27 protein-coding genes are annotated in these 21,591 nt (G+C 42.5%); 11 read left to right on the top strand and 16 right to left on the bottom strand.

The window, feature by feature from the left end; all coding sequences use genetic code 11:
* Positions 1-760 precede the first annotated feature (760 nt).
* Positions 761-1,225 carry an SRPBCC family protein gene (locus VL20_RS04660; protein WP_002778570.1) on the top strand — a complete coding sequence of 155 codons (465 nt, stop codon included), beginning with the start codon at positions 761-763 and terminating at the stop codon, positions 1,223-1,225.
* 73 nt (positions 1,226-1,298) lie between these two features.
* Here VL20_RS04660 and VL20_RS04655 read toward each other — a convergent pair whose 3' ends face one another.
* Positions 1,299-1,502: a ssl0294 family protein gene (locus VL20_RS04655; RefSeq protein ID WP_002788007.1), complete on the bottom strand. Its 204-nt coding sequence runs from the start codon at positions 1,500-1,502 to the stop codon at positions 1,299-1,301.
* 70 nt (positions 1,503-1,572) lie between these two features.
* Between VL20_RS04655 and VL20_RS04650 the strand changes: the two genes are divergently transcribed.
* The 4 genes from VL20_RS04650 to VL20_RS04635 all read left to right on the top strand — a co-directional run bounded on the left by VL20_RS04650 (position 1,573) and on the right by VL20_RS04635 (position 4,125).
* On the top strand, positions 1,573-2,088 hold the full coding sequence (locus VL20_RS04650; protein ID WP_002788005.1) for a DUF1499 domain-containing protein: 516 nt from the start codon (positions 1,573-1,575) through the stop codon (positions 2,086-2,088).
* Positions 2,089-2,153: 65 nt separating this feature from the next.
* On the top strand, positions 2,154-2,651 hold the full coding sequence (locus VL20_RS04645; RefSeq protein WP_052275752.1) for a DUF427 domain-containing protein: 498 nt from the start codon (positions 2,154-2,156) through the stop codon (positions 2,649-2,651).
* 252 nt (positions 2,652-2,903) lie between these two features.
* Positions 2,904-3,785: a 4-hydroxybenzoate solanesyltransferase gene (locus VL20_RS04640; RefSeq protein ID WP_052278382.1), complete on the top strand. Its 882-nt coding sequence runs from the start codon at positions 2,904-2,906 to the stop codon at positions 3,783-3,785.
* 100 nt (positions 3,786-3,885) lie between these two features.
* A complete protein-coding gene (locus VL20_RS04635) occupies positions 3,886-4,125 on the top strand; it encodes a DUF6737 family protein (RefSeq protein WP_016514583.1) in 240 nt (79 codons plus the stop codon).
* Here the strand turns inward: VL20_RS04635 and VL20_RS04630 are convergent.
* From VL20_RS04630 to VL20_RS04600, 8 genes are all read right to left on the bottom strand, one after another.
* Positions 4,090-6,390 (bottom strand): ATP-dependent helicase, encoded by a 2,301-nt coding sequence (locus VL20_RS04630; protein ID WP_052275751.1) that lies wholly within the window; start codon positions 6,388-6,390, stop codon positions 4,090-4,092. The genes VL20_RS04635 and VL20_RS04630 overlap by 36 nt on opposite strands.
* Positions 6,391-6,687: 297 nt before the next feature.
* A complete protein-coding gene (gene tilS, locus VL20_RS04625; protein ID WP_052275750.1) occupies positions 6,688-7,662 on the bottom strand; it encodes a tRNA lysidine(34) synthetase TilS in 975 nt (324 codons plus the stop codon).
* Positions 7,663-7,719: 57 nt separating this feature from the next.
* On the bottom strand, positions 7,720-7,854 hold the full coding sequence (locus VL20_RS27305; protein WP_284526004.1) for a hypothetical protein: 135 nt from the start codon (positions 7,852-7,854) through the stop codon (positions 7,720-7,722).
* A 186-nt stretch (positions 7,855-8,040) separates the two neighbouring features.
* Positions 8,041-9,063 carry an oxygen-dependent coproporphyrinogen oxidase gene (gene hemF, locus VL20_RS04620; protein WP_052275749.1) on the bottom strand — a complete coding sequence of 341 codons (1,023 nt, stop codon included), beginning with the start codon at positions 9,061-9,063 and terminating at the stop codon, positions 8,041-8,043.
* Positions 9,064-9,292: 229 nt separating this feature from the next.
* Positions 9,293-10,081, bottom strand: coding sequence for an ion transporter (locus VL20_RS04615; protein WP_052275748.1), 789 nt, complete (start codon positions 10,079-10,081; stop codon positions 9,293-9,295).
* Positions 10,082-10,307: 226 nt separating this feature from the next.
* Complete coding sequence (locus tag VL20_RS04610; protein ID WP_002765357.1) at positions 10,308-11,225, bottom strand: NAD(+) kinase; 918 nt, start codon at positions 11,223-11,225, stop codon at positions 10,308-10,310.
* A 23-nt stretch (positions 11,226-11,248) separates the two neighbouring features.
* Positions 11,249-12,226, bottom strand: coding sequence for an SDR family oxidoreductase (locus VL20_RS04605; protein ID WP_052275747.1), 978 nt, complete (start codon positions 12,224-12,226; stop codon positions 11,249-11,251).
* Positions 12,227-12,290: 64 nt separating this feature from the next.
* On the bottom strand, positions 12,291-13,178 hold the full coding sequence (locus VL20_RS04600) for a S66 peptidase family protein (RefSeq protein WP_052275746.1): 888 nt from the start codon (positions 13,176-13,178) through the stop codon (positions 12,291-12,293).
* A gap of 58 nt (positions 13,179-13,236) precedes the next feature.
* Between VL20_RS04600 and VL20_RS04595 the strand changes: the two genes are divergently transcribed.
* From VL20_RS04595 to VL20_RS04585, 3 genes are all read left to right on the top strand, one after another.
* Positions 13,237-14,037: an Rpn family recombination-promoting nuclease/putative transposase gene (locus VL20_RS04595; protein WP_052275745.1), complete on the top strand. Its 801-nt coding sequence runs from the start codon at positions 13,237-13,239 to the stop codon at positions 14,035-14,037.
* A gap of 53 nt (positions 14,038-14,090) precedes the next feature.
* Positions 14,091-14,315, top strand: a complete 225-nt coding sequence (locus VL20_RS04590) for a hypothetical protein (protein WP_052275744.1) — start codon at positions 14,091-14,093, stop codon at positions 14,313-14,315.
* Positions 14,316-14,636: 321 nt separating this feature from the next.
* Complete coding sequence (locus VL20_RS04585; RefSeq protein ID WP_052275743.1) at positions 14,637-14,837, top strand: hypothetical protein; 201 nt, start codon at positions 14,637-14,639, stop codon at positions 14,835-14,837.
* Between the two features lie 17 nt (positions 14,838-14,854).
* Here VL20_RS04585 and VL20_RS04580 read toward each other — a convergent pair whose 3' ends face one another.
* From VL20_RS04580 to trxA, 7 genes are all read right to left on the bottom strand, one after another.
* Positions 14,855-15,313, bottom strand: coding sequence for a cupin domain-containing protein (locus VL20_RS04580; protein WP_002758047.1), 459 nt, complete (start codon positions 15,311-15,313; stop codon positions 14,855-14,857).
* A 48-nt stretch (positions 15,314-15,361) separates the two neighbouring features.
* Entirely contained in the window at positions 15,362-16,204 is an 843-nt protein-coding gene (gene folP / locus VL20_RS04575; protein ID WP_052275742.1) for a dihydropteroate synthase, read from the bottom strand.
* A 309-nt stretch (positions 16,205-16,513) separates the two neighbouring features.
* Positions 16,514-17,311, bottom strand: a complete 798-nt coding sequence (locus VL20_RS04570) for a hypothetical protein (protein WP_052275741.1) — start codon at positions 17,309-17,311, stop codon at positions 16,514-16,516.
* 160 nt (positions 17,312-17,471) lie between these two features.
* Positions 17,472-18,131 carry an ATP synthase subunit B family protein gene (locus VL20_RS04565; protein ID WP_052275740.1) on the bottom strand — a complete coding sequence of 220 codons (660 nt, stop codon included), beginning with the start codon at positions 18,129-18,131 and terminating at the stop codon, positions 17,472-17,474.
* Positions 18,132-18,167: 36 nt separating this feature from the next.
* Positions 18,168-18,641 (bottom strand): pantetheine-phosphate adenylyltransferase, encoded by a 474-nt coding sequence (gene coaD / locus VL20_RS04560; protein WP_002750042.1) that lies wholly within the window; start codon positions 18,639-18,641, stop codon positions 18,168-18,170.
* On the bottom strand, positions 18,638-18,922 hold the full coding sequence (locus VL20_RS04555; RefSeq protein WP_002743550.1) for a DUF427 domain-containing protein: 285 nt from the start codon (positions 18,920-18,922) through the stop codon (positions 18,638-18,640). Before VL20_RS04555 ends, coaD begins: the two co-directional genes overlap by 4 nt.
* Positions 18,923-18,955: 33 nt before the next feature.
* Positions 18,956-19,273 carry a thioredoxin gene (gene trxA / locus VL20_RS04550; protein ID WP_002787985.1) on the bottom strand — a complete coding sequence of 106 codons (318 nt, stop codon included), beginning with the start codon at positions 19,271-19,273 and terminating at the stop codon, positions 18,956-18,958.
* 326 nt (positions 19,274-19,599) lie between these two features.
* On the opposite strand from trxA, the gene map reads away from it, so the two are divergent.
* From map to VL20_RS04535, 3 genes are all read left to right on the top strand, one after another.
* The gene (gene map / locus VL20_RS04545; RefSeq protein WP_052275739.1) at positions 19,600-20,445 is read left to right on the top strand and encodes a type I methionyl aminopeptidase; all 846 of its coding nucleotides are present in this window, start codon (positions 19,600-19,602) and stop codon (positions 20,443-20,445) included.
* A gap of 68 nt (positions 20,446-20,513) precedes the next feature.
* A complete protein-coding gene (locus VL20_RS04540; protein ID WP_002758063.1) occupies positions 20,514-20,915 on the top strand; it encodes a universal stress protein in 402 nt (133 codons plus the stop codon).
* Positions 20,916-21,352: 437 nt separating this feature from the next.
* Complete coding sequence (locus VL20_RS04535; protein WP_002739844.1) at positions 21,353-21,577, top strand: DUF2811 domain-containing protein; 225 nt, start codon at positions 21,353-21,355, stop codon at positions 21,575-21,577.
* Positions 21,578-21,591 lie beyond the last annotated feature (14 nt).

The raw sequence follows: 21,591 nt of genomic DNA, 5'->3' as shown, positions 1-21,591 counted from the left end.
TTGTGTTATGCAATGGACGGGGGTTATAAGGGATGGAACCCTTATAGAGAAAGGCATTTAGCGATTTTTGTCAATTGGTTTTGCTCTAGAGCGAACTAATCAATTAAGTCTCTTGCCAGATAAGGATTTAGTCGATTTATGCCCCCCCTATCGAACCATAACAAGTAACGAAGAGCCCAATATTGTTACAGTTAATGATTTTTTATTCAACAAGTAAATTAATTAGTGCTTGCTAACTATCAGTCAAATCCTTTTGTAGTCAGGCTTCCAGTAATATTCAGCCAACCCTCGTTAGGGTCCGGAGATTGCTCGCGCCTACGTTGATTGGAGTTATGGCGGGAAATCGGCTAATATTGAGAGATTACGCCAACGTTTTCAAGAGTTGCTCAAGCTAGTGAAAAAATGAGCTTGAGAGCAGTTATCTTAATGATGAGGTAGGAAGTTTTCGTTTTGGGGAGTCGATCGCCGGTCGTCCATAGCAAATTAGGTTACACTTCATCTTGATGAGAAAGGCTATAAACAAGACTATGTTAAGAAATGTAACCAAGTACAAAACCCTTACTGTTGCCTTGTCTGCACAGTTAACTTTATTTTTGTCCGACTACCGATAATTCTCAGCCAGTAATTTAAGTAGGGAGGCACAATTATTTGTAGGATGGGTTAGCGGTAGCGTAACCCATGCAGGCGTTGGGTTTCATGCTTCAACCCAACCTACGTTCATCTTATATTTAATTCCAGCCAGTAATTTATAAGCAGATCAATGTCATCTTGTCAAGTATTTGAACAATCAATTCAGATTAAAGCTAGTGCCACGACGGTGGAGCGTTGTATCACGGATTTAGAGTTAATGCGTCGTTGGTTGAATCCGGTGTTAGTTTGTGAACCTATCGGCGATTGGAAGACCGATATCGGTGGGAGAAGTCGTTTTTTGATTCAAATTCCCCTAATTCAGCCAACGCTGAAAAGTACGGTGATTGAGAGAGAACCGGGGTTAATTGTCTGGCAATTTGAAGGCTTTTTTCGCGGTTGCGATCGCTGGGAATGTCAACCCAATGATGGCGGCACTTGTCTAATCAATCGTTTTGAGTTTGCGATTCCTAATCCGGTTGTGGGGTGGGGATTCCAGCAATTCGCCGCCAAATGGACTAAAAAGGATATGGAAGCGCAATTAAGACGCTTGAAACGAGTAGCCGAGGAAATTTATCTACTTTCAGCAACAAGTTAAGCTGATGGGGTAGTAAGCGGGGGGTGTTGGGGATGGGAGAATACCCTTACCCCCAACAGCTAACCCCTGATCCCTAATCGATCGAGATCGACTGGGGACTGTTGCCGTTATCCTGATTATTGTCGTTAAAACTGACTAATCCCTGCTGTTCTAACCATGTTTTCAGGGGATCGTCCGAAAGTTTCAAGCGCAGTAATCCAGAGGCAAAACCACCGAAAAAAGCGATCGGTTGTTGAATCAGTTCTTTAACAACGGGTTGTAATTCATCGAGAAACATCTTATTCTATCTCCTGATATTGTCACACCTATCAATGTTAAGTTAATTGAAGTGATTCTGTAAGACTAGCATGACTGAAACTTCCGACACGGTGAAAAAATCTTTCCGGCTAACCCCGTTTATTTTCCTGGGAATACTGCTCATCTGGCTAGGAATTAGGTTAATTGCTCCCGATAGCGTCAGTTTATTCGCCGGTACTCGTCCCGATTATTTGGGAGTCAGGGAAGGTAAACTGGCCCCTTGTCCGGTCACTCCTAATTGTGTTAGTAGTCAGAGTCAGGATCCGGCTCATTCGATCGAACCCCTTAGTTATCAGGGTAGCGGGGAAAAAGCGATCGAGCAATTAGCTAAAATTATCGCTTCCCAACCGAGAACTAAAATTATTAACCAAGATAGTAACTATCTCTACGCCGAATTTAGCAGTCAATGGATGGGATTTGTCGATGATCTGGAATTTTCTCTTAATCCTAGCAAAAATGCGATCGATGTTCGCTCGGCCTCCCGCTTAGGAGAATCGGATTTAAATGTCAATCGAGAACGAGTGGAAACCCTGAGAAAACTCTTTTCAGTGAGCAGTAAACAGTAAACAGTGAGCAGTAAACTGAATACTGTTTACTGTTTACTGACTCGGAGAATAATATAAGAAAAATTATGTTTCGTCCCCAACCGATACCAGCAAAAGCAGGACAGGAATCCGTCTGGGATTATCCTCGTCCCCCGCGCCTAGAATTATCGCCTAAACACCTACAAATTATCTTTAATGGTGTGATAATTGCCGATACTAAAAGCAGTTATCGAGTTCTAGAAACCAGTCATCCCCCAGTTTATTATCTACCGCCCCAAGATATTAAAATGGAATACCTGCAAGCCACAGCAGAAAAGTCTTTTTGTGAGTGGAAAGGTCTAGCCGGATATTACAATATCACCGTTGGCGACCAACAGGCAATTAACGCCGCTTGGTATTATCCGGATCCGACACCAGAGTTTCAGGCAATTAAGAATTATCTGGCTTTTTATCCTGCGAAAATGACCGCTTGTTATGCCGACGGGGAATTAGTACAACCGCAACCGGGCAACTTTTACGGGGGATGGATAACCTCCGATGTGGTCGGTCCGTTTAAAGGCGTTCCCAATAGTTGGGGCTGGTAATCACGTTAAGTAAGTAGAGTTTGCTGAAAAAGTTTACTGGTGGGGTTAGGAGTCAGTAGCTGGTCGTCAGTAGCCGGTCGTCGGTCGTCAGGAGATTATTTTTATTTATTCTTCCCACACCCCAAACCCCACACCCCACTTCCCCAAAACCCCACTTCCCACACCCCACTTCCCCAAAACCCCACACCCCACACCCAACCCCCCACACCCCACACCCCCTTAACTCCTAGTTTCTACTTTTTACGAGAAATTATGACCATATCCCAACCCGATCTAGAACCCACTTGGATGACGATTATTCGCCTCTTGCGCTGGGATAAACCCGCCGGTAGGTTAATTTTGATGGTTCCCGCTTTATGGGCGGTATTTTTGGCGGCAGACGGGGTGCCACCACTACCCTTGATCGGGGTGATCATTTTGGGAACTTTGGCCACTAGCGCCGCCGGTTGTGTGGTTAACGATCTTTGGGATCGGGATATCGATCCACAAGTCGATCGCACTCGTAACCGTCCTTTAGCGGCCAGAGCTTTATCGATCAAGGTTGGTTTGATTATCGCTCTGATTGCTTTCTTTTGCGCCGCAATTTTAGCTTTATATCTGAATTTCCTGAGTTTTTGCCTATGTGTGGCCGCCGTTCCCTTGATTATCTGCTATCCCCTCGCCAAGCGTTTTTTTCCTGTACCCCAATTGGTTCTTTCTCTCGCTTGGGGTTTTGCGGTTTTAATCTGTTGGAGTGCCGTCACCGGGTCGTTAAATAGCAATACATTTATATTATGGGGAGCGGTGATTTTTTGGACATTAGCATTTGATACAATTTATGCTCTGTCCGATCGAGAGGATGATCTCAAGGTTGGTATTAACTCAAGTGCCATATTTTTCGGCAAATACGCCCCAGAAGCCGTGGGGGTCTTTTTTGCCATAACAGTGGGTTTATTGGCTTGGGAGGGGCAAAAAATGCAGTTATCAGCCTCTTTTTGGCTAGGGTTGGGTCTAGCGGCGATCGCTTGGTTGCGTCAATACCAGCTGTTACGTCAATCTGATTTACCCAAACCAGTTTATGGTCAAATGTTCGGTCAAAATGTTTGGGTCGGTTTTATTTTATTAGCGGCTATGATTGGGGGAAGTTATTTTTAAATAAGTGAATCGAGCAATTTTCTACTCTTTCGGTCTTCCCAAGCGTTTTTTAAGCTCGATCGCTCTAAAATTGAGTTAGTAAATTACCGAACCTTAACCAATGTCTAACTCGAAATCTAGTAGCGTTTGGGATCACAAACCCCGTTGGTGTCAACCTTGGTCGATTTTATTGACAGGAATTACCCTGATTGCCGGCTGTTGGTTTTTAACTCAGCGTCTCTGGTTAACTCTACTCCTATCTATTCCTATACTCCTCTGGTGGTTTGTCTTCCTAATTCTTTATCCGCGGACGCTGCAGCAACAGTTAAACACAGAAAGAATCGGGGAAAGCATTGATTAAAACAGGAAAGACAGGACAGGGATTTTTATCCTGTAATTGACTACTTTCATCTCCGCGAAAAGTGTTCCAACGGAAGGGAGCTTTTTTTTCACTCGACATCCATAAAAGTCTTTTTGCTCGCGTCATCGCTACATACAAAAGTCGGTATTCTTCAGCTTTTTTAAGTTGTCCAGCTTCTAACCAAGCGCTTAAAGGTGGGGGAATAATTGGTATGCTGTCGGGGTTTAAATAGCGTTGATGAACCGCTGCTCGAATTTGCGCTCGTGCCACTTCTGCGAGGGTAAAATCTCCCAAAAATTTCGCCCCATTGGGAACCCAAGGTTTGCCGGGGATAATATCTTCATGAAGAAAGGGAATAAAAACATAATCCCAGTCTAAACCCTTGGCTTTGTGCATAGTAATAATAGTCAGTTGTCCGGGACGAGTATAACAATCGTCGTTATCTTCTTCCACTCCTTCAAAGCGCTCAGAGGCGATAATTTCATTAAGGGTATTAATTGTATTTTTCAGAGAACTATTACCAGCAGTTTCCTGATAAATACGGGCGGTTAATTTTTGCAATGTGGCTAATTCTGACCCCGAATATTGGAGAGTCATAGCGAAAAAAGACAGGAGTTGATAATGGGGTAATTCTAATCTAGCTTTTAGTAAACTGCAACAATAACGACGGGCGATTTTTTCGTTAGATTTCAGTTCAGGATCGAGGGGAGTGGGATAAAGAAATTGTTCGGGATAGGTAACTAAAGGATTTAAGTCTTGGGCAGTAATTAAACCCCTAAATTGTAGCACTTCTAAAGCCGCTTTGAGATAATCGGGAGAGTGGGGACGTTCGACAAAAGCTAATAGTTTCAGCATTTCGGCGGGAATTTGGGAAAAGCGATCGATCTCGTTAGCTTCAAAAATTCTGATTTGATAACTTTTATAAAAATGGGCGAATTTTTGAGCAAAAAAGTGTCCTTGTCGATTTTCTCTAACGAGGATAGCGGCATTATGTTGAGGATTTTCTTGGAGTAATTTAACTAGACGTTTTTCAATTAATTCTACTGTTTGATAAATGTCATCGGGTTGATAAATTTCTAATCCTTTTCCCTCTTTAACTGGATTAGGTTGGGGATCTTCAGCACCGACGGGAAGAATCGCTTGAACCCGAAAAGGCGCCTCGGTAACTTTATGATTATCTTTTCCCTGTTTCCAATCTCGATCGACCCATTGTAACACTAAATTAGCAGCTTCAATAATTTTAGTATTGCTGCGACCTGCTTGGTTCATAGTGGATAAATTGCCTTCGTTTTGACAACTTTCACAAAACCAATTAAAGTAAACAGGATCGGCGGGAGTAAAGGTAGAATTAATCGCTTGATTGGGATCGCCGACGCGAATTAAATTAGGTATTTCTCCGTCATTATTTTTTGCTAAAATAGTAATTAGTTTTTCTTGGAGAGGACTAGAATCCTGTGCCTCATCTTCAAAGACTCCAAAGACAGATTTTTGCCATTGTCGGCGAATTTTTTCTTCCTCTAATACTCGCAAGGCTCCTAAAATCATGTCATCATAATCTATATAGTTTTTCTGACGCATCAGGATTTCATACTGTTCGTACAAACCACTAGCCATAGCGAGAATTTGATAATTATCGTCGGTATAGTGGCTTAATTCCCAGACTTGCTGCGGTGATAATCCCGAACTTTTTAGCTCATGAATGGCCGCATAAGCAAGACTAGGTAAAATTTCGGTTCTCAGCACCGATTGACGGCGTAATCTTTCGGTTTCTTCCCCATCAAATTCTACTCCTTCTAATAACTTTTGATAACGAATTGGATCGGCAATTAGCCATTTTTCCACCGAGTTTCTAATAATTCTGTGGCTAGGAGTCGGAATAACTAAGGTAGAAGATTCGAGGTCTAATGCCGATAATTCTGGGTAACGACGGGCCAATTGTAGGGCCAGTCCGTGCAGAGTTTGAACGCTAAAACCTTGAGCAGAAAGCTGTAAATCTTGCAAGCGTTGTTTAATTTTAGCTTTAATACTAGCGGCAGCCGAGCGGGTGTAGGTGACAATAATTAACTGTTTTTTAGCGTGCAGTTGCTCACGAGCAATAACCATAGCGGCAGCTACTGCTAAACTGTGAGATTTTCCCGCTCCCGGCACCGCAGAAATGGCCATTTTTCCCCCTTGCCAATCGGCTAATTCCTGTTGTCCGGCGCGTAGTTGTTGCCGGAGATTTACCAGTAAATTTTCTCGATTAATTACTTTAGTTTCGCTCATTATGCCCCGCCAATTTTATTCTTAGTTTAATTGTATTACCATTTTAGTTTCTTCTTAAACCAATTGCTGTAAAAGTTAGCTAGAGATAACTAGAATGGGGAGATGGGTTTTTTCAGTGAACAGTAAACAGTAAGCAGTAATCAGTGAAAAGAAAGTAGCGAAGGGGGTTGGGTTTCATGCTTCAACCCAACCTACGTTCATCTTATATTTAATTCCACCCACCCACTTAATCAGTGAAAAGAAAGTTTTCACCTAACACTGTCCACTTAAAACTGTAATCTGATAACTGATAACTGATCACTGATAACTAATATATAGCCAATTTTGTTGTACTTCTACCCGAATTTTGCCGGTTAAGGAAGAAGTGGCATTGCGATTAACACCAGTAATGAGATTAACCACTGACTCAACTTCGGCAAAATTAGGCGATGATGGTAAATATTGAGCTAAAAATAAACGAATCACTCGTCTTTGTATCGCTAGAGGTAAAATTTGTAAAGGGGAGCGATCGAGTCTTTTTTGATCTAGATCAATAACCTGACGAAAAATATCCCGGGCAATACTATATAAATAATCGCTTTCTGCTTCCAAAATTTCAGCAGTTTGGGCGAGATGTTTTTCGATTTGGGGATTTAAATTAGTTTGCAGGTAGGGTAATAATTCCTGACGGATGCGATTGCGAGCATAGCGTAAATTCTCATTAGCTCGATCATACCAGATCGGTAATTCTCGACTTTGACAAAAAGCGAAAGTTTCCCCGCGAGTGACATTTAAGAGGGGACGGACTAAAAAAATATCTGGGGTTAAACTTGTCAACCAAGTTAAGGCAGAAAGTCCATCACTACCCGCCCCGCGCGTGAGATTATAAAGAAAAGTTTCCGCTCGATCGCTCCTCGTGTGTGCCGTGAGAAGATAATTAAAACCCTGTTCTTGGGCGATTGTTTGTAAAGCTTGATAACGCCATTGTCTTGCTTTGGCTTCTGTTTCCGCCATGGGGGGTGCAGTGGCAATATAAACGGGTAATTGCCAAATTTCGGCGATTTTCTGCACATGATCCACTAATCCTCCGTCGTAGGACCAACGGTGATCACAATGAGCGATCGCTAGTTGCCAACCCCAACGAGAGCGCAAATCCAGCAATAATTGACCTAAACAGAGGGAATCCTGACCCGCAGACAATGCCACTAACAGAGACGCATTTTTAGGTAGTAATTGTCCCTTTTTCACCGTGGTTTCCAGACGAGTATGGAGAGGTGTCCAAAAATTAGCCAAAATTTTTAGATTTATTTACTTGACAAGGGTGTGGGAAGTATTTTCAGTGAACAGTAATCAGTGAACAGTAATCAGTGAAAAGAAATTAGCGAAGTTTTCACCTAACACTGTCCACTTAAAACTATAATCTGATAACTGATCACTGATCACTGATAACTGATAACTGATCACTGATAACTGATAACTGATCACTGATCACTGATCACTGATCACTGATAACTGATCACTGATAACTGATAACTGATAACTGATAACTGATCACTGATAACTGATCACTGATAACTGATAACTGATAACTGATCACTGATAACTGATAACTGATCACTGATCACTGATAACTGATCACTGATAACTGATAACTGATCACTGATAACTGATTTAACCTTGCCAATTAACCCAATCTTGGGGTTTTAGGAAGACATCATAGAGTTTTGCTTCTGGGGTGTTTGGTGCAGGTTGATAACAGTATTCCCAACGGACTAAAGGAGGTAAAGACATCAAAATTGATTCGGTACGACCGTTAGTTTGCAACCCAAAAATTGTGCCACGATCATAAACTAAATTAAATTCTACATAACGACCGCGACGATAGAGTTGAAACTGACGTTCTCTGTCACCGTATTCCGTCGAGCGCCGTTTCTGGACAATGGGAACATAAGCGGGTAGAAAAGCTCGGCCACAGTCATTAATGAAACTAAAAATTTCTTCCCAGTTGCGGGGTTGTTGGGGAGATAATTTTTCTGAATAGATAGCGGCATCACTTTCGGCAAAAGGACCCCGATAGAGAGGGTCTAAACCGTCTTGGTAATCAAAGAAAATCCCGCCGATGCCTCTGGCTTCCTGACGATGATTGAGATAAAAATATTCATCACACCAGCGTTTAAAAACGGGATAATATTCGGGATGATGTTGGTCGCAAACCTGTTTAAAAGTGCGGTGAAAATGACTAGCATCTTCTTCAAAAGCATAGTAGGGAGTTAAATCGGCACCACCGCCAAACCACCAAACCGGACCTGCTTCAAAATAGCGATAATTGAGGTGAACCGTGGGAATATAAGGATTGCGAGGATGTAAGACCATCGAGGTTCCCGTGGCATAAAATTGATGACCAGCAGCCTCGGGCCTTTGTTTAGCAATGCTAGGAGGTAATTCTTTCCCCCAAACTTCCGAAAAATTCACCCCTGCTTGTTCAAAAATTGCCCCTTCCCGCAAAACTCGCGAACGTCCGCCGCCACCTTCGGGCCGTTGCCAACTATCTTCGATAAATTTTGCTTGTCCATCCACTTCTTCTAATCCCCGACAAATTTCATCCTGTAGGGATTTCATAAATTCACTGACGCGGCTACGGCTGTCACTGGCTGGCAAATTAGCAAGGGTGGGGGTTGTGGTGAATGCAGTCATACTCAAGGATCAAAATTGATAACTCAGTGATTATATTACTACTGGGTGATGAAATGGCCGCTCTTCGATACTTAACTTAACATTTAGACGGATTGGGAGCAGGGTGTGGGGTGTGGGGGTGCGGGGTGTAGGGTGTAGGGAAGGAAACCTCTTTCATCTGTGGTGGTGAAAATTTTTTCATCGGGACTGACTCCTGAATACTGACTCCTCAATTTCGCCCGAATTAGTCTCAATCAGGTTTTTTTAAGAGTTCTGCCCCACAGTTTTTACAAAAATTGGCATCTATATCGTGACGGGGTAAACCACAATCTGGACAAGGATAATCAATTTGAGTGCCAGATTTTAATAGTTGTTTAGTCAGAGCGCTAATCTGCAAGGGAATTAACAAAACTCCCGTTAAAATCATTAAAACTGTCACCATTTTGCCCCCATCGGAAAGGGGAGTTACATCCCCAAATCCCACGGTAGTCATAGTCACAATGGCGAAGTAAAAAGCATCAAAAAATGTCCGATAGACTTGGGGATTAATCGGGTGTTCGATCTGATAAATTAAACCTGCATAGACAAAAATAATCGAAAATAGAGTTAGTAAAATGCGAATAAATACTATCTGATCGGAAGTTTTAATTTGAAAAATAGAAAGATCGGAACCAAAAAAACGAATCACTCGCAAAATTCTAAACCAGCGAAAAATTCTAAAAAACCTAATATCAAAAAAACCAAAGAATAGGGGCAGAATTGACAATAAATCTAGGATCGAAAAAATATTAAAAACAAAGCCTAGTTTTGATTCCGCACACCAAAACCGAATTAAATACTCTAGGGAAAATAAGCTTAAAATTCCCCAATCAAGCTGACGTAACCACATTTGCCAAGTGGCGGATAAGGGATAGGTTTGAGCCACATAAATCCCCAAAGATAGTAAAATTAATGCTAAGATAAGCAGATTTACCGTCAGTCCGATCGCCGTGGTGACATCCTCTAAATAAAAAGCTATTTTGGCACGAAAAGAGAGCATAAATTCAGCGATCAGTAAACAGTAACCAGTAATCAGTCAACTGAAAACTCACATCTGATAAGTAGTTGGATAAAAGTAAAGTTAACTGTGGGGTAAGGAGTCGGTCGTCAGTAGGAATTGCGGCAATTTACATTTCTTAAGATAGACAACAGAATTTATGTCCGACTACTTAACTGATAACTGATAACTGATAACTGATAACTGATAACTGATAACTGATAACTGATTAAGGTAATTCCACCGAAGTGGGTTTAGCAATATGAGGCAAACCCCAACCCAATTTTTCCCGGAGGATGCGGAAGAATTCCGTCGATTGCAGACGAATAAAATGGACTTGGTGGGGCGATTTCTGCACATTAATTCGATCTTCTGGCAAGATATAAGAACCGCCATTACCGTCCACTACCATCACCATCCGATTAGCAGTTGCTGGGAAAATATTTACAGTTTCCTTGTCAGAAAATACCAAGGACCTGGAAGCTAAAGAATGGGGACAAATGGGAGCTAATTGTAATACCGGCACATCGGGAGTTATTACCGGGCCACCGGCACTGAGAGCATAGGCAGTAGAACCGGTAGGAGTGGAGAGAATCACCCCATCGGCAGCGATATCGACGGGTGCGTGTTCACCAATTTGAATCTCAAAATGACACATACTGGTGAGGGGTTCCCGGTGGACGACCACCTCATTGAGAGAAAGTGCCTCCCAGAGGAGGGTATCTTCGCGAAACAGTCGCACCGTGATCATCGAGCGATTTTCGAGGGTGTATTTCCCCTCTAGAACCAGTTCTAAGGCGGGTTCAAGCTGATTTAGGTAAATTTCGGTCAAAAAGCCCATGTGTCCCGTATTGACCGTTAACAGGGGCAAATTGAGGGTGGCCAACTGCCGGGCCGCCGATAGGACTGTACCATCGCCCCCCAACACGATCGCAAAACTTAAATCTTGCTCGAAGTGGGGGGGGACTAACTGATCGATCGGGGTAAAACAAACGGGACGAGAGGGTTTAGAATGGCCTAGCAGACCACCGCTGCCGGTAGCCATAAACACCTGCCAACCTAGGGAAAGTAGCTGATCTTGTATCTGATGGGCTGTTTTACAAGCGATAGGCTTAATATCGTTGTAAATAATGCCGATTTTGGGCATTGACAAATTTTCCTACTGCTGGTTCACGCTTTCTTTTTGAAAGGGGTTTTCTTCTTCTTCTGAGCTTTTTGTTTCTCGAAGTCGATTTCCTTGAGCTTCTTGAGAATGCGGCTAAAGTATTCTTGTAAATAGGATTCTAAAGTAGTTGTTTGACTCGGATCAAGGCCAAATACTTGATAAACTTCTGCCATTGGGGCATCAAGAGCTTGACCACTAGCGAGAACTTCCGCAAAAGCTAGTCGGTCAGATATATTATAAGTCCATTGGAAACAACGGCTTATTCCTCGCATAAAACGCAGTAATCCCATGGGTAAACGCCAAATTTTCCCCTCTTTACCCGATAGGCGCTCGCAAACTTCGATAATTTCTTCAGCTTTCCAAGCTTTGCTGCCGACCACGGGATAGGATTGACCGACGGTTTCGGGGACTTCTAGGGCGCGAACGGCGAATTTAGCGATATCTTGGGTGTCCATGTAGGCGATCGCTGTACTTTCTCCCGTGATCCAGACGGTTTGATTATCTAACATCGGGATGGCGTATTGACCGATTAAACCCTGCATAAAGCCACAGGGACGGAGAATTGTATATTTTAAACCCGATTCTGCTAGAAATTTCTCGGTGCAGCGTTTTATCTCCATCAAAGGCACGTTGGGATATTTTTCGGCATTGAGAATCGAGAAGAAAATAAAGCGATCTACTCCGGCGGTTTTGGCCGCTTGAATCAGATTAACTTTACCATCCCAATCCACCTGTTTAATGCTGGCTGAGTCCGTCGCCCGGGCAGTAGCGGCATCGATCACCGCGTCCATTCCCTCTAAAGCAGCAATAATTGTACTTTTATCCCGTAGGGTTCCCCCGACTAATTCCGCGCCCCATTCCTTCAAAAAAGCCGCTTTTCTCTGACTGCGTACCAAACAACGCACTTGATGTCCCTGATCGATGGCATGACGCACGATCTGTCGTCCTAGGGTTCCCGTCGCACCGATAACTAATACTTTCATCTATAATTAATTTTTTGTTACATTTGTTAACACTTCTCTAAGATAGTATCAAAAAAGTGGCTCATTAGGGATAGAAAAATTCTAAGATTCCCCGATCCCCGTCCAGTTCTACCATTGTTCCCACCGGTAAAGCGGCATTATCGCCATCATGACCGAAAGGTAACTCAGCAATAACCGCAATGCCTAAATCGCCCAAACGCTCTTTTAAGACTTCCTCTACGGTTTGACTATCACTACCGGGGGCTGCCAGACAACGGCTAAAACGACCGAGAGCAATGGCTTTAATTTGCGAGAAAATGCCCAGCATTCGCCACTGAGTTAACATTCGATCGATCCGGTAGGGGGCCTCGGTTACGTCCTCTAGGGCTAAAATTACCCCCTCTAGGGTGGGTTGAACCGAGGTTCCGAGGAGATGGGTGGCTACGGTTAAATTAGCCGGTAATAAGCGTCCCCGCACTTTGCCCCCACCCCAACCTTGACCAATAAGAGGGGCTAAAGGACGACCTTCCAGAAGAGAAAAGAGGCGATCAATTGATTGGGGACTTTCTTGGGCTAAGGTGGTTAAAACTGGACCGTGAACGCTACAAATGCCCTGTTTTGCTAAACTCCATAAAATCCCCGTCACGTCGGAAAAACCGATTAACCATTTCGGGTTAGTTTTTGCCCATGTCCAATTTTCTAAGAGGCGAGCGCTACCGTAACCCCCCCTAGCGCAGAGAATTGCTTGACAATCGGCATCTTGCCATGTTTGGGCTAAAGCTTGACGACGTTGCTCGTCGCTACCGGCGAGATAACCGAGACGATTAGCCCAATTCTCCCTAAATTCCACTTGATAACCCCTTGATCGCCAGATTTCTACGCCTTTTTCGAGGGCGGCTAATTCCTTGACGGCACCACTGGTGGCCACCAGAGAAACTTTAGCACCGGGTTGCAGAAATGATGGGATGATCATAGGTTAATTCTCTTTTGTGGGCGGATTAAGCGGAAATTACAGGTAATTTTGTGGCAGCATGAAAACTGACAGCATATTCTATCGAATGTTTCTCGATTTTCCCGATTCGTTCTTTGAATTAATTGAGCGACCCGATGCTATCGTTAGCAATTATCGATTTACTTCCCAAGAAGTCAAACAACTAGCTTTTCGATTGGATGGTTTATTTTTGCCGCTCGATAATCTAGAAAATTCACCCTTTTATCTGGTAGAAGTGCAGTTTCAAAAGGATGAAGACCTATATTATCGATTATTTTCGGAACTTTTTCTGTATCTTAGACAGTATAAACCTTTGTCACCGTGGCAGATAGTTGTTATTTATCCTAGTCGAGAAATTGAGCGAGAACATCCCCAGCAATTTGCCGACTTGTTATCCTTGGATAGGATTAAAAGAATCTATCTGGATGAATTGGCAAATGACGAGACTCCTTCCTTAGCGATCGCCATGGTCAAATTGGTTACGGAAAGTGAGAGTCAAGCTGTTAATTCTGCTAAGATTTTAATTAAACAGGCTCAAAGAGAAGTGAGCGATCGCTTAGTGCAGAAAAATGTCATTGATTTAATCGAAACAATAATCATTTATAAGTTACCCCAAAAAAGTCGAGAGGAAATTGAAGCTATGTTGGAACTACAAGACCTAAAACAAACTCGTTTCTATCAAGAAGCTTTTGGAGATGGAATTGAACAGGGAATGAACTTGCAAAAATTGAAAACAATTCCTCTCCTGCAAGACCTCGGTTTAACCCCGCAACAAATCTCGGAACGCTTAGAATTAACTCTGGACACAGTGCTTAACTATTTGGCACAACAGCAACAATAATTAAACCTGTTTCAACAGTTTAGAAAAACAGCAGTCGAGAGGAAATAGAAGCTATGTTAGAACTACAAGACCTCAAACAAACTCGTTTCTATCAAGAAGCTTTTGGAGATGGAATTGAACAGGGAATTGAACAGGGAATTGAACAGGGAATAAACTTGCAAAAATTGAAAACGATTCCTCTCCTGCAAGACCTCGGTTTAACCCCAAAACAAATCTCGGAACGCTTAGAATTAACTCTGGAAACAGTGCTTAACTATTTGGCACAACAGCAACAATAATTAAACCTGTTTCAACAGTCTAGAAAAACAGTAATTGCTAAGTAGTGGACAAATGAATAGCAGCGAATCAGTGACCTTTAACCTATCAGTGATAACTCGATGAATAACGAATTATTGACTTTTCTCTTTGGTGTTGCTTTTCTCATTCTCTATCTAGTTTTTTCAGCTTTAACCGAGATGGGAACAAAATGGCCTTGGACAAAAAAATAGAAATACTTATAGAGGTTAATAAACATAAAATCGGGTCAGGGATTCGGTCATTGGAAAAATTCTAGAGATTTGCTATCTAAACAATTCACTCTATCGCTCTACGGATAAAATATGAAACTAATTGCTGATATTTCCCCGAGCTTAGATTTATTCTTGTTGCTTTTTTTCTGGCATTGTCTCATCGGTGGCATTGCTACAGTCATCGCTATCAATAAAGGCTATCCAAGATTAAATTGGCTAATCTTCGGCCTTCTGGGAGGAACCTTTACCTTTTTAATCGCTCTTTTCCTGAAAAAAAAGGCCAAAATTTAAGGGATGATATTGCTTGATTATCCTTTAATAGTTCCCATCAACACCTCTAAATCTTCTGCGTCTAACTCCTCTGGGATACCATTGCGAATTAATTCCGAAAAATCCTCATTGGGAACCATAAAACATAGTGCATAAAGTCTTCCGTCCCCCACATTTCTAATCTCGTGAATACCCGTGGGACGGACTAATAAACTATCCCCTGGACCTAGGGGAATCGGTTTACCATCACAGATAGCCATTCCCTCCCCTTTGAGGATAAAAAACATTTCTACCGCAAAATGATGACGATGGGTAGGGGTGCGACCGTGGGGATCGAAAATTTCCACACAGACGGTCAAGGAATCCCCCGCTACGGTAGAATCAAAGACGATCGCTAAACGATTTGTATCCCCAGCGCTAATGCGAAAAACTTGATAATCCCGGGGAGATCGAATCACGGGTAGCATACAATGATCGCTGGTTAGTTGGCTATTCATCGCTAATTTCGATCGAACTGTGGATGATTCTAAGACTAGCAAAAATTTTCAACTTCGCTCGATTGCGTCCACCACTTTCCTCACATCTACGATCGCAGCCACATCATGGACGCGCAGGATATCGGCCCCCTTAGCGATCGCTATAGCACAGGCCGCCGCTGTTCCGAAAACTCGTTCTTTTGGGTCATCTTTGCCTGTAATCTCGCCGATAAAGCGTTTTCTCGACAATCCAATTAAAATAGGTAAATCTAAATCCCGAAATTGCCCTAATTCTCGCAATAACTCAAGATTTTGTCGCCCAGTTTTGGCGAAACCAATCCCCGGATCGATGATAATATTTTCCCTAGCAATACCCCACTGTAAAGCTTCCTCAACGCGATTCTGTAAAAATTCTTTAATTTCCTTGACTAAATTATCGTAATGTGTTATGGATTGCATGGTTTGCGGATTGCCCCGCAGGTGCATGAGGATGATGGGAACGGCCAATTTAGCCACCGTCGGCAATAATAGGCGATCGAAGGTTCCCCCAGAAATATCATTGATCAAATCGGCCCCAGCGGCGATACCTTGGGCTGCTACAATCGCCCTAGTGGTATCTAGAGAGATAGGAATAGAACTTTGTTGTCGAATAGCGGTGATTACGGGGATAACTCGCGATAATTCTGCTTCTAGGCTAATTTCTTGCGCTCCCGGACGGCTGGATTGACCACCGATATCGATTATATCAGCCCCAGCCTCGATCATTTTCATCGCTTGTAGCAGGGCATTTTCAACATTGTCAAATTCTCCCCCATCACTAAAACTATCGGGAGTAACGTTCAAAACACCCATGATATAGGTGCGTTTTCCCCAAGCAAAAATATGTTCACGAATTGCCGTTAAACTAGACATAATAATAAATCCTGTTGAAAAAGTATATGAATTATGAATTATGAATTATGAATTATGAAGTGGGGAGAATAAATCAAAATAATCTCCTGATAACTGATAACTGATAACTGATAACTGATAACTGATAACTGATAACTGATAACTGATAACTGATAACTGATAACTGATAACTGATAACTGATAACTGATAACTGATAACTGATAACTGATAACTGATAACTGATAACTGATAACTGATTACTGATTACTGATTACTGATTACTGATTACTGATTACTGATAACTGATTACTGATAACTGACGGTGATAGTTAATTTTTAGGTAGAGAAGAATCTTTTAATTCAAAATAAGCTTGTACTTCTTCTTTCCAGAGTTGATATTTTTCTTGAATTAGTTGATATTGACTGGCAAAATCGAGGTTACAATCAACGATATTGCTATCGATCTCGGATTGCACTAATTCCCGTTCGATCAGGGTTTCTCGGATAAATTTTAAACATTCTTGTCTCAAAGCTTCCGCTTGATCAATAATTAGCTGGACTTGATTAATTGCTCGATCGTACAATGGGGTTTGTGAATGAAAAATTTCGGAAGATGCGGCCAGATTTCGCAGTCTATTTAATTGATTTTTCTTTTCTACTAAACTGGCAATTTTCGGGTTAATTTCAAAAAGCAAGGTTTTCACCAGAGGAGCCAAGCGGCGAGTGTTAGTATAATCATAGTTATTAAGGTCTGATTTAATCAGGTGTACCTGTTGTAAATCGACGGTAATATCGTGGAGTTGTATCTCGGTTTCGGTGATGGTGGGATGAATCGTTTTAACTTTCCAAGTAGTAATAGAAGTCAACTGCTGGCGATCACTATTAACCATTTGCCGCTCCATTTTCAGCACATCGAGGGGAATGCTATAAAGTTTTTTCTCAGGAATATAGATGACATCGCTACCGAGAATGCGATCGATTTTAGGACGACGATATAAATAATGATACAGGAATCGATAAAAGCTTTTACTGCCTTGAAATATCTGGACAAATAACCAAATTTTCCAGCTGAATAACCCGCTAAGAAAGCGTCCGAATAGATGGGAATTCGAGGAGGAGTTATTCATGAAATTCCGTTATCAGTTATCGGTGAGGAATCGGAGGTTTGGTTCTTTTCAGCGAGCGGTAAATAGTAAACAGTAATCAGGGATAAAGATGAAGATAACTAACTAACTAATTAACTTAAAACTTACATCTGATAACTGATCACTGATAACTGATCACTGATTAAGGACGTTCTCCGGGTAGATTTTTTGAAGATGTTGGTTTCGATCTTACCTGTTGACGACCGTTGCGAATAACTTGTAACATTTCCCCTAATTCTCGATCGAGATGTTCTAAAACCGCTTCGGCATAGTCGTCAGCGCCTTTTTGAATTTCATGACATTCAGCTTGGGTTTTTTGTCGTAACTGTTGCACTTCCTGCAAGGTGCTGTGACGCATCTGTTCGATTTCATCGAGGGTTTGTTGTTGCAAGGATTCGCATTCCTGCTGAACCCGTTGACGAATTTGGGCCGCTTGCCGTTCTGCTTGTTGAATAATACCAGACTCATCGAGAATTTGGGCGGCTCTTTGTTGAGCGGAACGAAGGACTTGTTGAGCGTATTCTTCTGCTTTAGTGATAATTTCCTGTTCTTCCTGCAAAATTGCTAAAGCTTTCTGTACTGCTGGTGGCACGGTTTCATAGATGAGATCGATCTGTTCGGCTATCTGTCCCTCATCGATGATTGTCCAACGGGTGAGGGGGATATGGAAACTATCAAAAATCATCTCTTGCAGACGCGCCAGATCCTGATAGATATCGAAATCGACGGGTGGACTGGGAACCCCACTATTAGAAGTGTTAGGTACTGCTTTTCTGGGATCATTAGGTTCTCGGCGCGCCATAGGTTCAGATCGTCCTCATTACTGTATTTTAGTATGTTAACTGTAGTATGAGTAAATATCCCTAGAAACGTTTTCCGGGACTAGATGACTGACGGAGCCACCGAATTGAGCGATTTCTTTAACCACGCTACTGCTTAAAAAACTATATTCTTTAGTGGTGGCTAAAAAAACCGTTTCGATTCCTTCCCAGAGAGTTTTATTGGTGTGTGCCATTTGCAGTTCTTTTTCAAAGTCTGAGAGAACCCGCAACCCCCGCAACAGCACCTTAGCACCTTTTAATCTGGCATATTCAACCGTCAATCCTGAAAAACTGTCTATCTCAACGTTTTTCAGGTGTTTTGTACAGTAACTGATCTGTTCTATGCGTTTTTCGACCGTAAACAGGGGGTTTTTATGGGGATTGCAGAGAACTGCCACGATTACTCGCTCGAATAGTGGCACACTGCGTTCGATAATATCTAAATGACCGAGTGTAACTGGATCGAAGCTGCCGGGGTAGATGGCGATCATTTCTCAACCTTCACACCTCGCCAAAAAGCGATATATCCTTTAATATTTTGGGCTTTTGGTTTAGGATCGGGATAATACCAAGCGGCATCTTTATTGTCCTGTCCATCTACCCTGAGAGTATAATAACTAGCCTCTCCTTTCCAAGAACAAATGGTATGGGTGTTACTGGGTTGAAAATATTCAGCTTTGATGGTATCGGGGGGAAAATAGTAGTTTCCCTCGACAATTTCACAGTTATCGCTTTCCGCTACCACTGCACCATTCCAAATCGCCTTTGCCATGACACTAACTCCTAGTTCTGGTTCAAAATCATCTTACAACAGAGTTTGTAAATGTTGAACCAGTTGGTTAACCTGCATCACTCCCTCGATTCGATCGATCGGTTGACCATTTTTAAAGACTACTAAAGTCGGTAAAGCTTGAATACCGTACTTAGTGGCTAAATTGGGATATTTGTCTGTATCAATTTTGACAATTTGTAGGCGATTTTTGAAATACATTCCCGTTTGTTCTAGAATCGGAGCCATCATTTGACAAGGACCGCACCAAGTGGCATAGAAATCCACTAACACGGGGAGATTAGTGGTTTGCAACAGTTCCTGAAAACTGGAAAACTCTTTTTTGACTGCCATAAATTGTCACCTCGCCAGAAAAATAGCCTTTTCCCTACTATAGCTTTTCTAAATGTCCCTTAGCTCTCCTGCAAAAGTAAGTTCTCGATGTGCTATCGGCTCAAAATATCTTAAAACTCAGATAAATTTGCGATAATTTTCGGTTTTATGGCTAGTATAGTTGTCTCTTGTCTTTTTTATCCTCATCTCCCCACTCCCTACCTCCCCATTTCCTGTCTCGGAGTCTCCTATCTCCTCACCTAAGGGAAGATTTTTGATTTCTCCAGAGCAGTCATCGATCGCCGGGAAAATGCTAAGTTAGGTAAAGACTCGACAGCCAACTTTCCATGAACATCCTAACCAAGCTGCTTTTTCCCGAAACTAAAACCCCAGAGCAAGTAGGTTCACCGCGAGTACAGAAAAGCCGCCGGGGAATCGAGACCAAATCCGCCGCAGAAATCGTTATTATGCGACAAGCGGGTAAAATTGCCGCTACAGTCCTCAAAGAAATTGCCCAGATCGCTCAACCCGGAATGACGACGGCGGATCTGGATGTCTATGCGGAAAAACGTATCCGCGCAATGGGTGCTACTCCCAGTTTTAAAGGTTATTATGGCTTTCCTGCCTCGATTTGTGCCTCCGTCGATAACGAAGTCGTTCACGGTATCCCTAGCCCGAAAAAACGCCTCAAAGCCGGTTCTGTGTTAAAGGTAGATACGGGGGCCTACTACCAAGGTTATCATGGGGATTCCTGTATCACGATCGCGATCGGTTCCGTCTCTCCCAAAGCCGAAAAATTAATCCGCGTAGCGGAAGAAGCTTTATATAAAGGCATAAATCAGGTAAAAGCTGGCAATTATCTGCTCGATATTGCAGGAGCGATCGAAGATCACGTTCAAGCTAACGGTTTCCAGGTGGTAGAAGATTTTACCGGCCATGGAGTCGGCAGAAATCTCCACGAAGAACCCTCGGTATTTAATTTTCGCACTAATGAGTTACCCAATGTCAAACTCCGCGCCGGGATGACTCTGGCAATTGAACCAATTGTCAATGGGGGATCTAAACATACCAGAACTTTACGCGATCGTTGGACGGTGGTGACGATGGATAATGCTCTCTCCGCTCAATTTGAGCATACTGTCTTAGTAACCGCCACAGGTTATGAAATCCTAACCGATCGCAATAACCTATAAAATTGTCTATAGATTTTTTGGTCCGGAATCTTAATTGAAAATTTATTTAGCGGCAGGATTTAGTCAAAATGTTTAAAAATATCGTTGTTGCCTTGGATTGTGGGGAATCATCCCATCGAGTCCTTCATGCTTTGAATTCCCTCTCTCTAACGGCAAATTCTTACATCATCATCACCCATATTCTTGGTAAGAAGGGAGATGAATCGGCAGTGGATCGCCCTCATCCCTCCCGTGAGATCATTGAAGATCAATTGCGCTGCTATCAATCCCAGATTGCTACCCCTAGTGAAATCGAAGTCATCTTTGGTGATCCAGCGGAGGAAATTATTCGTTTAGCGAATATCTATCAAGCTGATCTGATCGTGATCGGCAGCCGGGGATTAACGGGAGTTCAACGGGTGATCGAAGATTCTGTTAGTAGTCTCGTGGTGGCAGAAGCTACCTGTTCCGTATTGGTGGTAAAAGCATAGCAGCCAGCATTCAGCTAGAAAAGGTACTCTGGCAAGAGTGCCTAAGTAGTCTTGAGCAGCACTGCTGACTAAAATTTGCAAATCTTATTTTTCCCCGATGTTTTCCCCCATACATTCCCCGGTATTTCCCCACTCACTCCCCAGTTTTCCACAGTTTACCCGGACTTTTCCACAGGCAACAGCGATAGAATCGGCACTTGCTTCTAGAAAAAATTAATCTTGATTGTCAAAATCCCCATCGATAGATACTGAGTTACTGTTAAGTTAAGTAAATAAAATCTGGCTCTAACCCTTATTCCCTCGTAAATATTAAGTTTTTCTAAAGCATTCCTTTACATCTGGTAATATTGCAACTCCCTCCAACTTGGCTCACAATAGTCCTTACTGTCCACTACAGGAGTCAGGGATTTCCCCACTTCCGATCAGAGGTAAACGATATGAATACATCAGTCAGTATCTTGGCAGAAATCCCCGAAATTCTCCACCAATCCCTACAACAATACCTAGAAACTCACCCCGGTTGGGATCAAGATGGTGTGTTTACGGCGGCACTATCATTTTTTTTGCTTAATTGTCAATCCCCCGAAAGGATGAATTTTGAGGAGCAAAATAGCTGTGCCAAGGTTTATCTAGAAACTTTGTTCCAGCGCTCGGAGTGCTAATTCGGTGATAATAA

Source organism: Microcystis panniformis FACHB-1757 (assembly GCF_001264245.1).
Taxonomy (GTDB): domain Bacteria; phylum Cyanobacteriota; class Cyanobacteriia; order Cyanobacteriales; family Microcystaceae; genus Microcystis; species Microcystis panniformis.
This window is presented reverse-complemented; position numbering and strand designations above follow the sequence as displayed.

What these genes read in the sequence shown, in the direction of transcription:
- VL20_RS04615 (WP_052275748.1), bottom strand. Translation starts at nt 10,081, where the DNA reads ATGCTCTCTTTTCGTGCCAAAATAGCTTTTTATTTAGAGGATGTCACC.
- VL20_RS04655 (WP_002788007.1), bottom strand. Translation starts at nt 1,502, where the DNA reads ATGTTTCTCGATGAATTACAACCCGTTGTTAAAGAACTGATTCAACAA.
- VL20_RS04635 (WP_016514583.1), top strand. Translation starts at nt 3,886, where the DNA reads ATGTCTAACTCGAAATCTAGTAGCGTTTGGGATCACAAACCCCGTTGG.
- trxA (WP_002787985.1), bottom strand. Translation starts at nt 19,273, where the DNA reads ATGGCAGTCAAAAAAGAGTTTTCCAGTTTTCAGGAACTGTTGCAAACC.
- hemF (WP_052275749.1), bottom strand. Translation starts at nt 9,063, where the DNA reads ATGACTGCATTCACCACAACCCCCACCCTTGCTAATTTGCCAGCCAGT.
- VL20_RS04595 (WP_052275745.1), top strand. Translation starts at nt 13,237, where the DNA reads ATGAAAACTGACAGCATATTCTATCGAATGTTTCTCGATTTTCCCGAT.
- coaD (WP_002750042.1), bottom strand. Translation starts at nt 18,641, where the DNA reads ATGATCGCCATCTACCCCGGCAGCTTCGATCCAGTTACACTCGGTCAT.
- VL20_RS04660 (WP_002778570.1), top strand. Translation starts at nt 761, where the DNA reads ATGTCATCTTGTCAAGTATTTGAACAATCAATTCAGATTAAAGCTAGT.
- VL20_RS04645 (WP_052275752.1), top strand. Translation starts at nt 2,154, where the DNA reads ATGTTTCGTCCCCAACCGATACCAGCAAAAGCAGGACAGGAATCCGTC.
- VL20_RS04600 (WP_052275746.1), bottom strand. Translation starts at nt 13,178, where the DNA reads ATGATCATCCCATCATTTCTGCAACCCGGTGCTAAAGTTTCTCTGGTG.
- VL20_RS04605 (WP_052275747.1), bottom strand. Translation starts at nt 12,226, where the DNA reads ATGAAAGTATTAGTTATCGGTGCGACGGGAACCCTAGGACGACAGATC.
- VL20_RS04555 (WP_002743550.1), bottom strand. Translation starts at nt 18,922, where the DNA reads ATGGCAAAGGCGATTTGGAATGGTGCAGTGGTAGCGGAAAGCGATAAC.
- VL20_RS04580 (WP_002758047.1), bottom strand. Translation starts at nt 15,313, where the DNA reads ATGAATAGCCAACTAACCAGCGATCATTGTATGCTACCCGTGATTCGA.
- VL20_RS04535 (WP_002739844.1), top strand. Translation starts at nt 21,353, where the DNA reads ATGAATACATCAGTCAGTATCTTGGCAGAAATCCCCGAAATTCTCCAC.
- VL20_RS04650 (WP_002788005.1), top strand. Translation starts at nt 1,573, where the DNA reads ATGACTGAAACTTCCGACACGGTGAAAAAATCTTTCCGGCTAACCCCG.
- VL20_RS04590 (WP_052275744.1), top strand. Translation starts at nt 14,091, where the DNA reads ATGTTAGAACTACAAGACCTCAAACAAACTCGTTTCTATCAAGAAGCT.
- VL20_RS04565 (WP_052275740.1), bottom strand. Translation starts at nt 18,131, where the DNA reads ATGGCGCGCCGAGAACCTAATGATCCCAGAAAAGCAGTACCTAACACT.
- VL20_RS04610 (WP_002765357.1), bottom strand. Translation starts at nt 11,225, where the DNA reads ATGCCCAAAATCGGCATTATTTACAACGATATTAAGCCTATCGCTTGT.
- VL20_RS04585 (WP_052275743.1), top strand. Translation starts at nt 14,637, where the DNA reads ATGAAACTAATTGCTGATATTTCCCCGAGCTTAGATTTATTCTTGTTG.
- VL20_RS04630 (WP_052275751.1), bottom strand. Translation starts at nt 6,390, where the DNA reads ATGAGCGAAACTAAAGTAATTAATCGAGAAAATTTACTGGTAAATCTC.
- VL20_RS04570 (WP_052275741.1), bottom strand. Translation starts at nt 17,311, where the DNA reads ATGAATAACTCCTCCTCGAATTCCCATCTATTCGGACGCTTTCTTAGC.
- VL20_RS04640 (WP_052278382.1), top strand. Translation starts at nt 2,904, where the DNA reads ATGACCATATCCCAACCCGATCTAGAACCCACTTGGATGACGATTATT.
- VL20_RS04540 (WP_002758063.1), top strand. Translation starts at nt 20,514, where the DNA reads ATGTTTAAAAATATCGTTGTTGCCTTGGATTGTGGGGAATCATCCCAT.
- folP (WP_052275742.1), bottom strand. Translation starts at nt 16,204, where the DNA reads ATGTCTAGTTTAACGGCAATTCGTGAACATATTTTTGCTTGGGGAAAA.
- map (WP_052275739.1), top strand. Translation starts at nt 19,600, where the DNA reads ATGAACATCCTAACCAAGCTGCTTTTTCCCGAAACTAAAACCCCAGAG.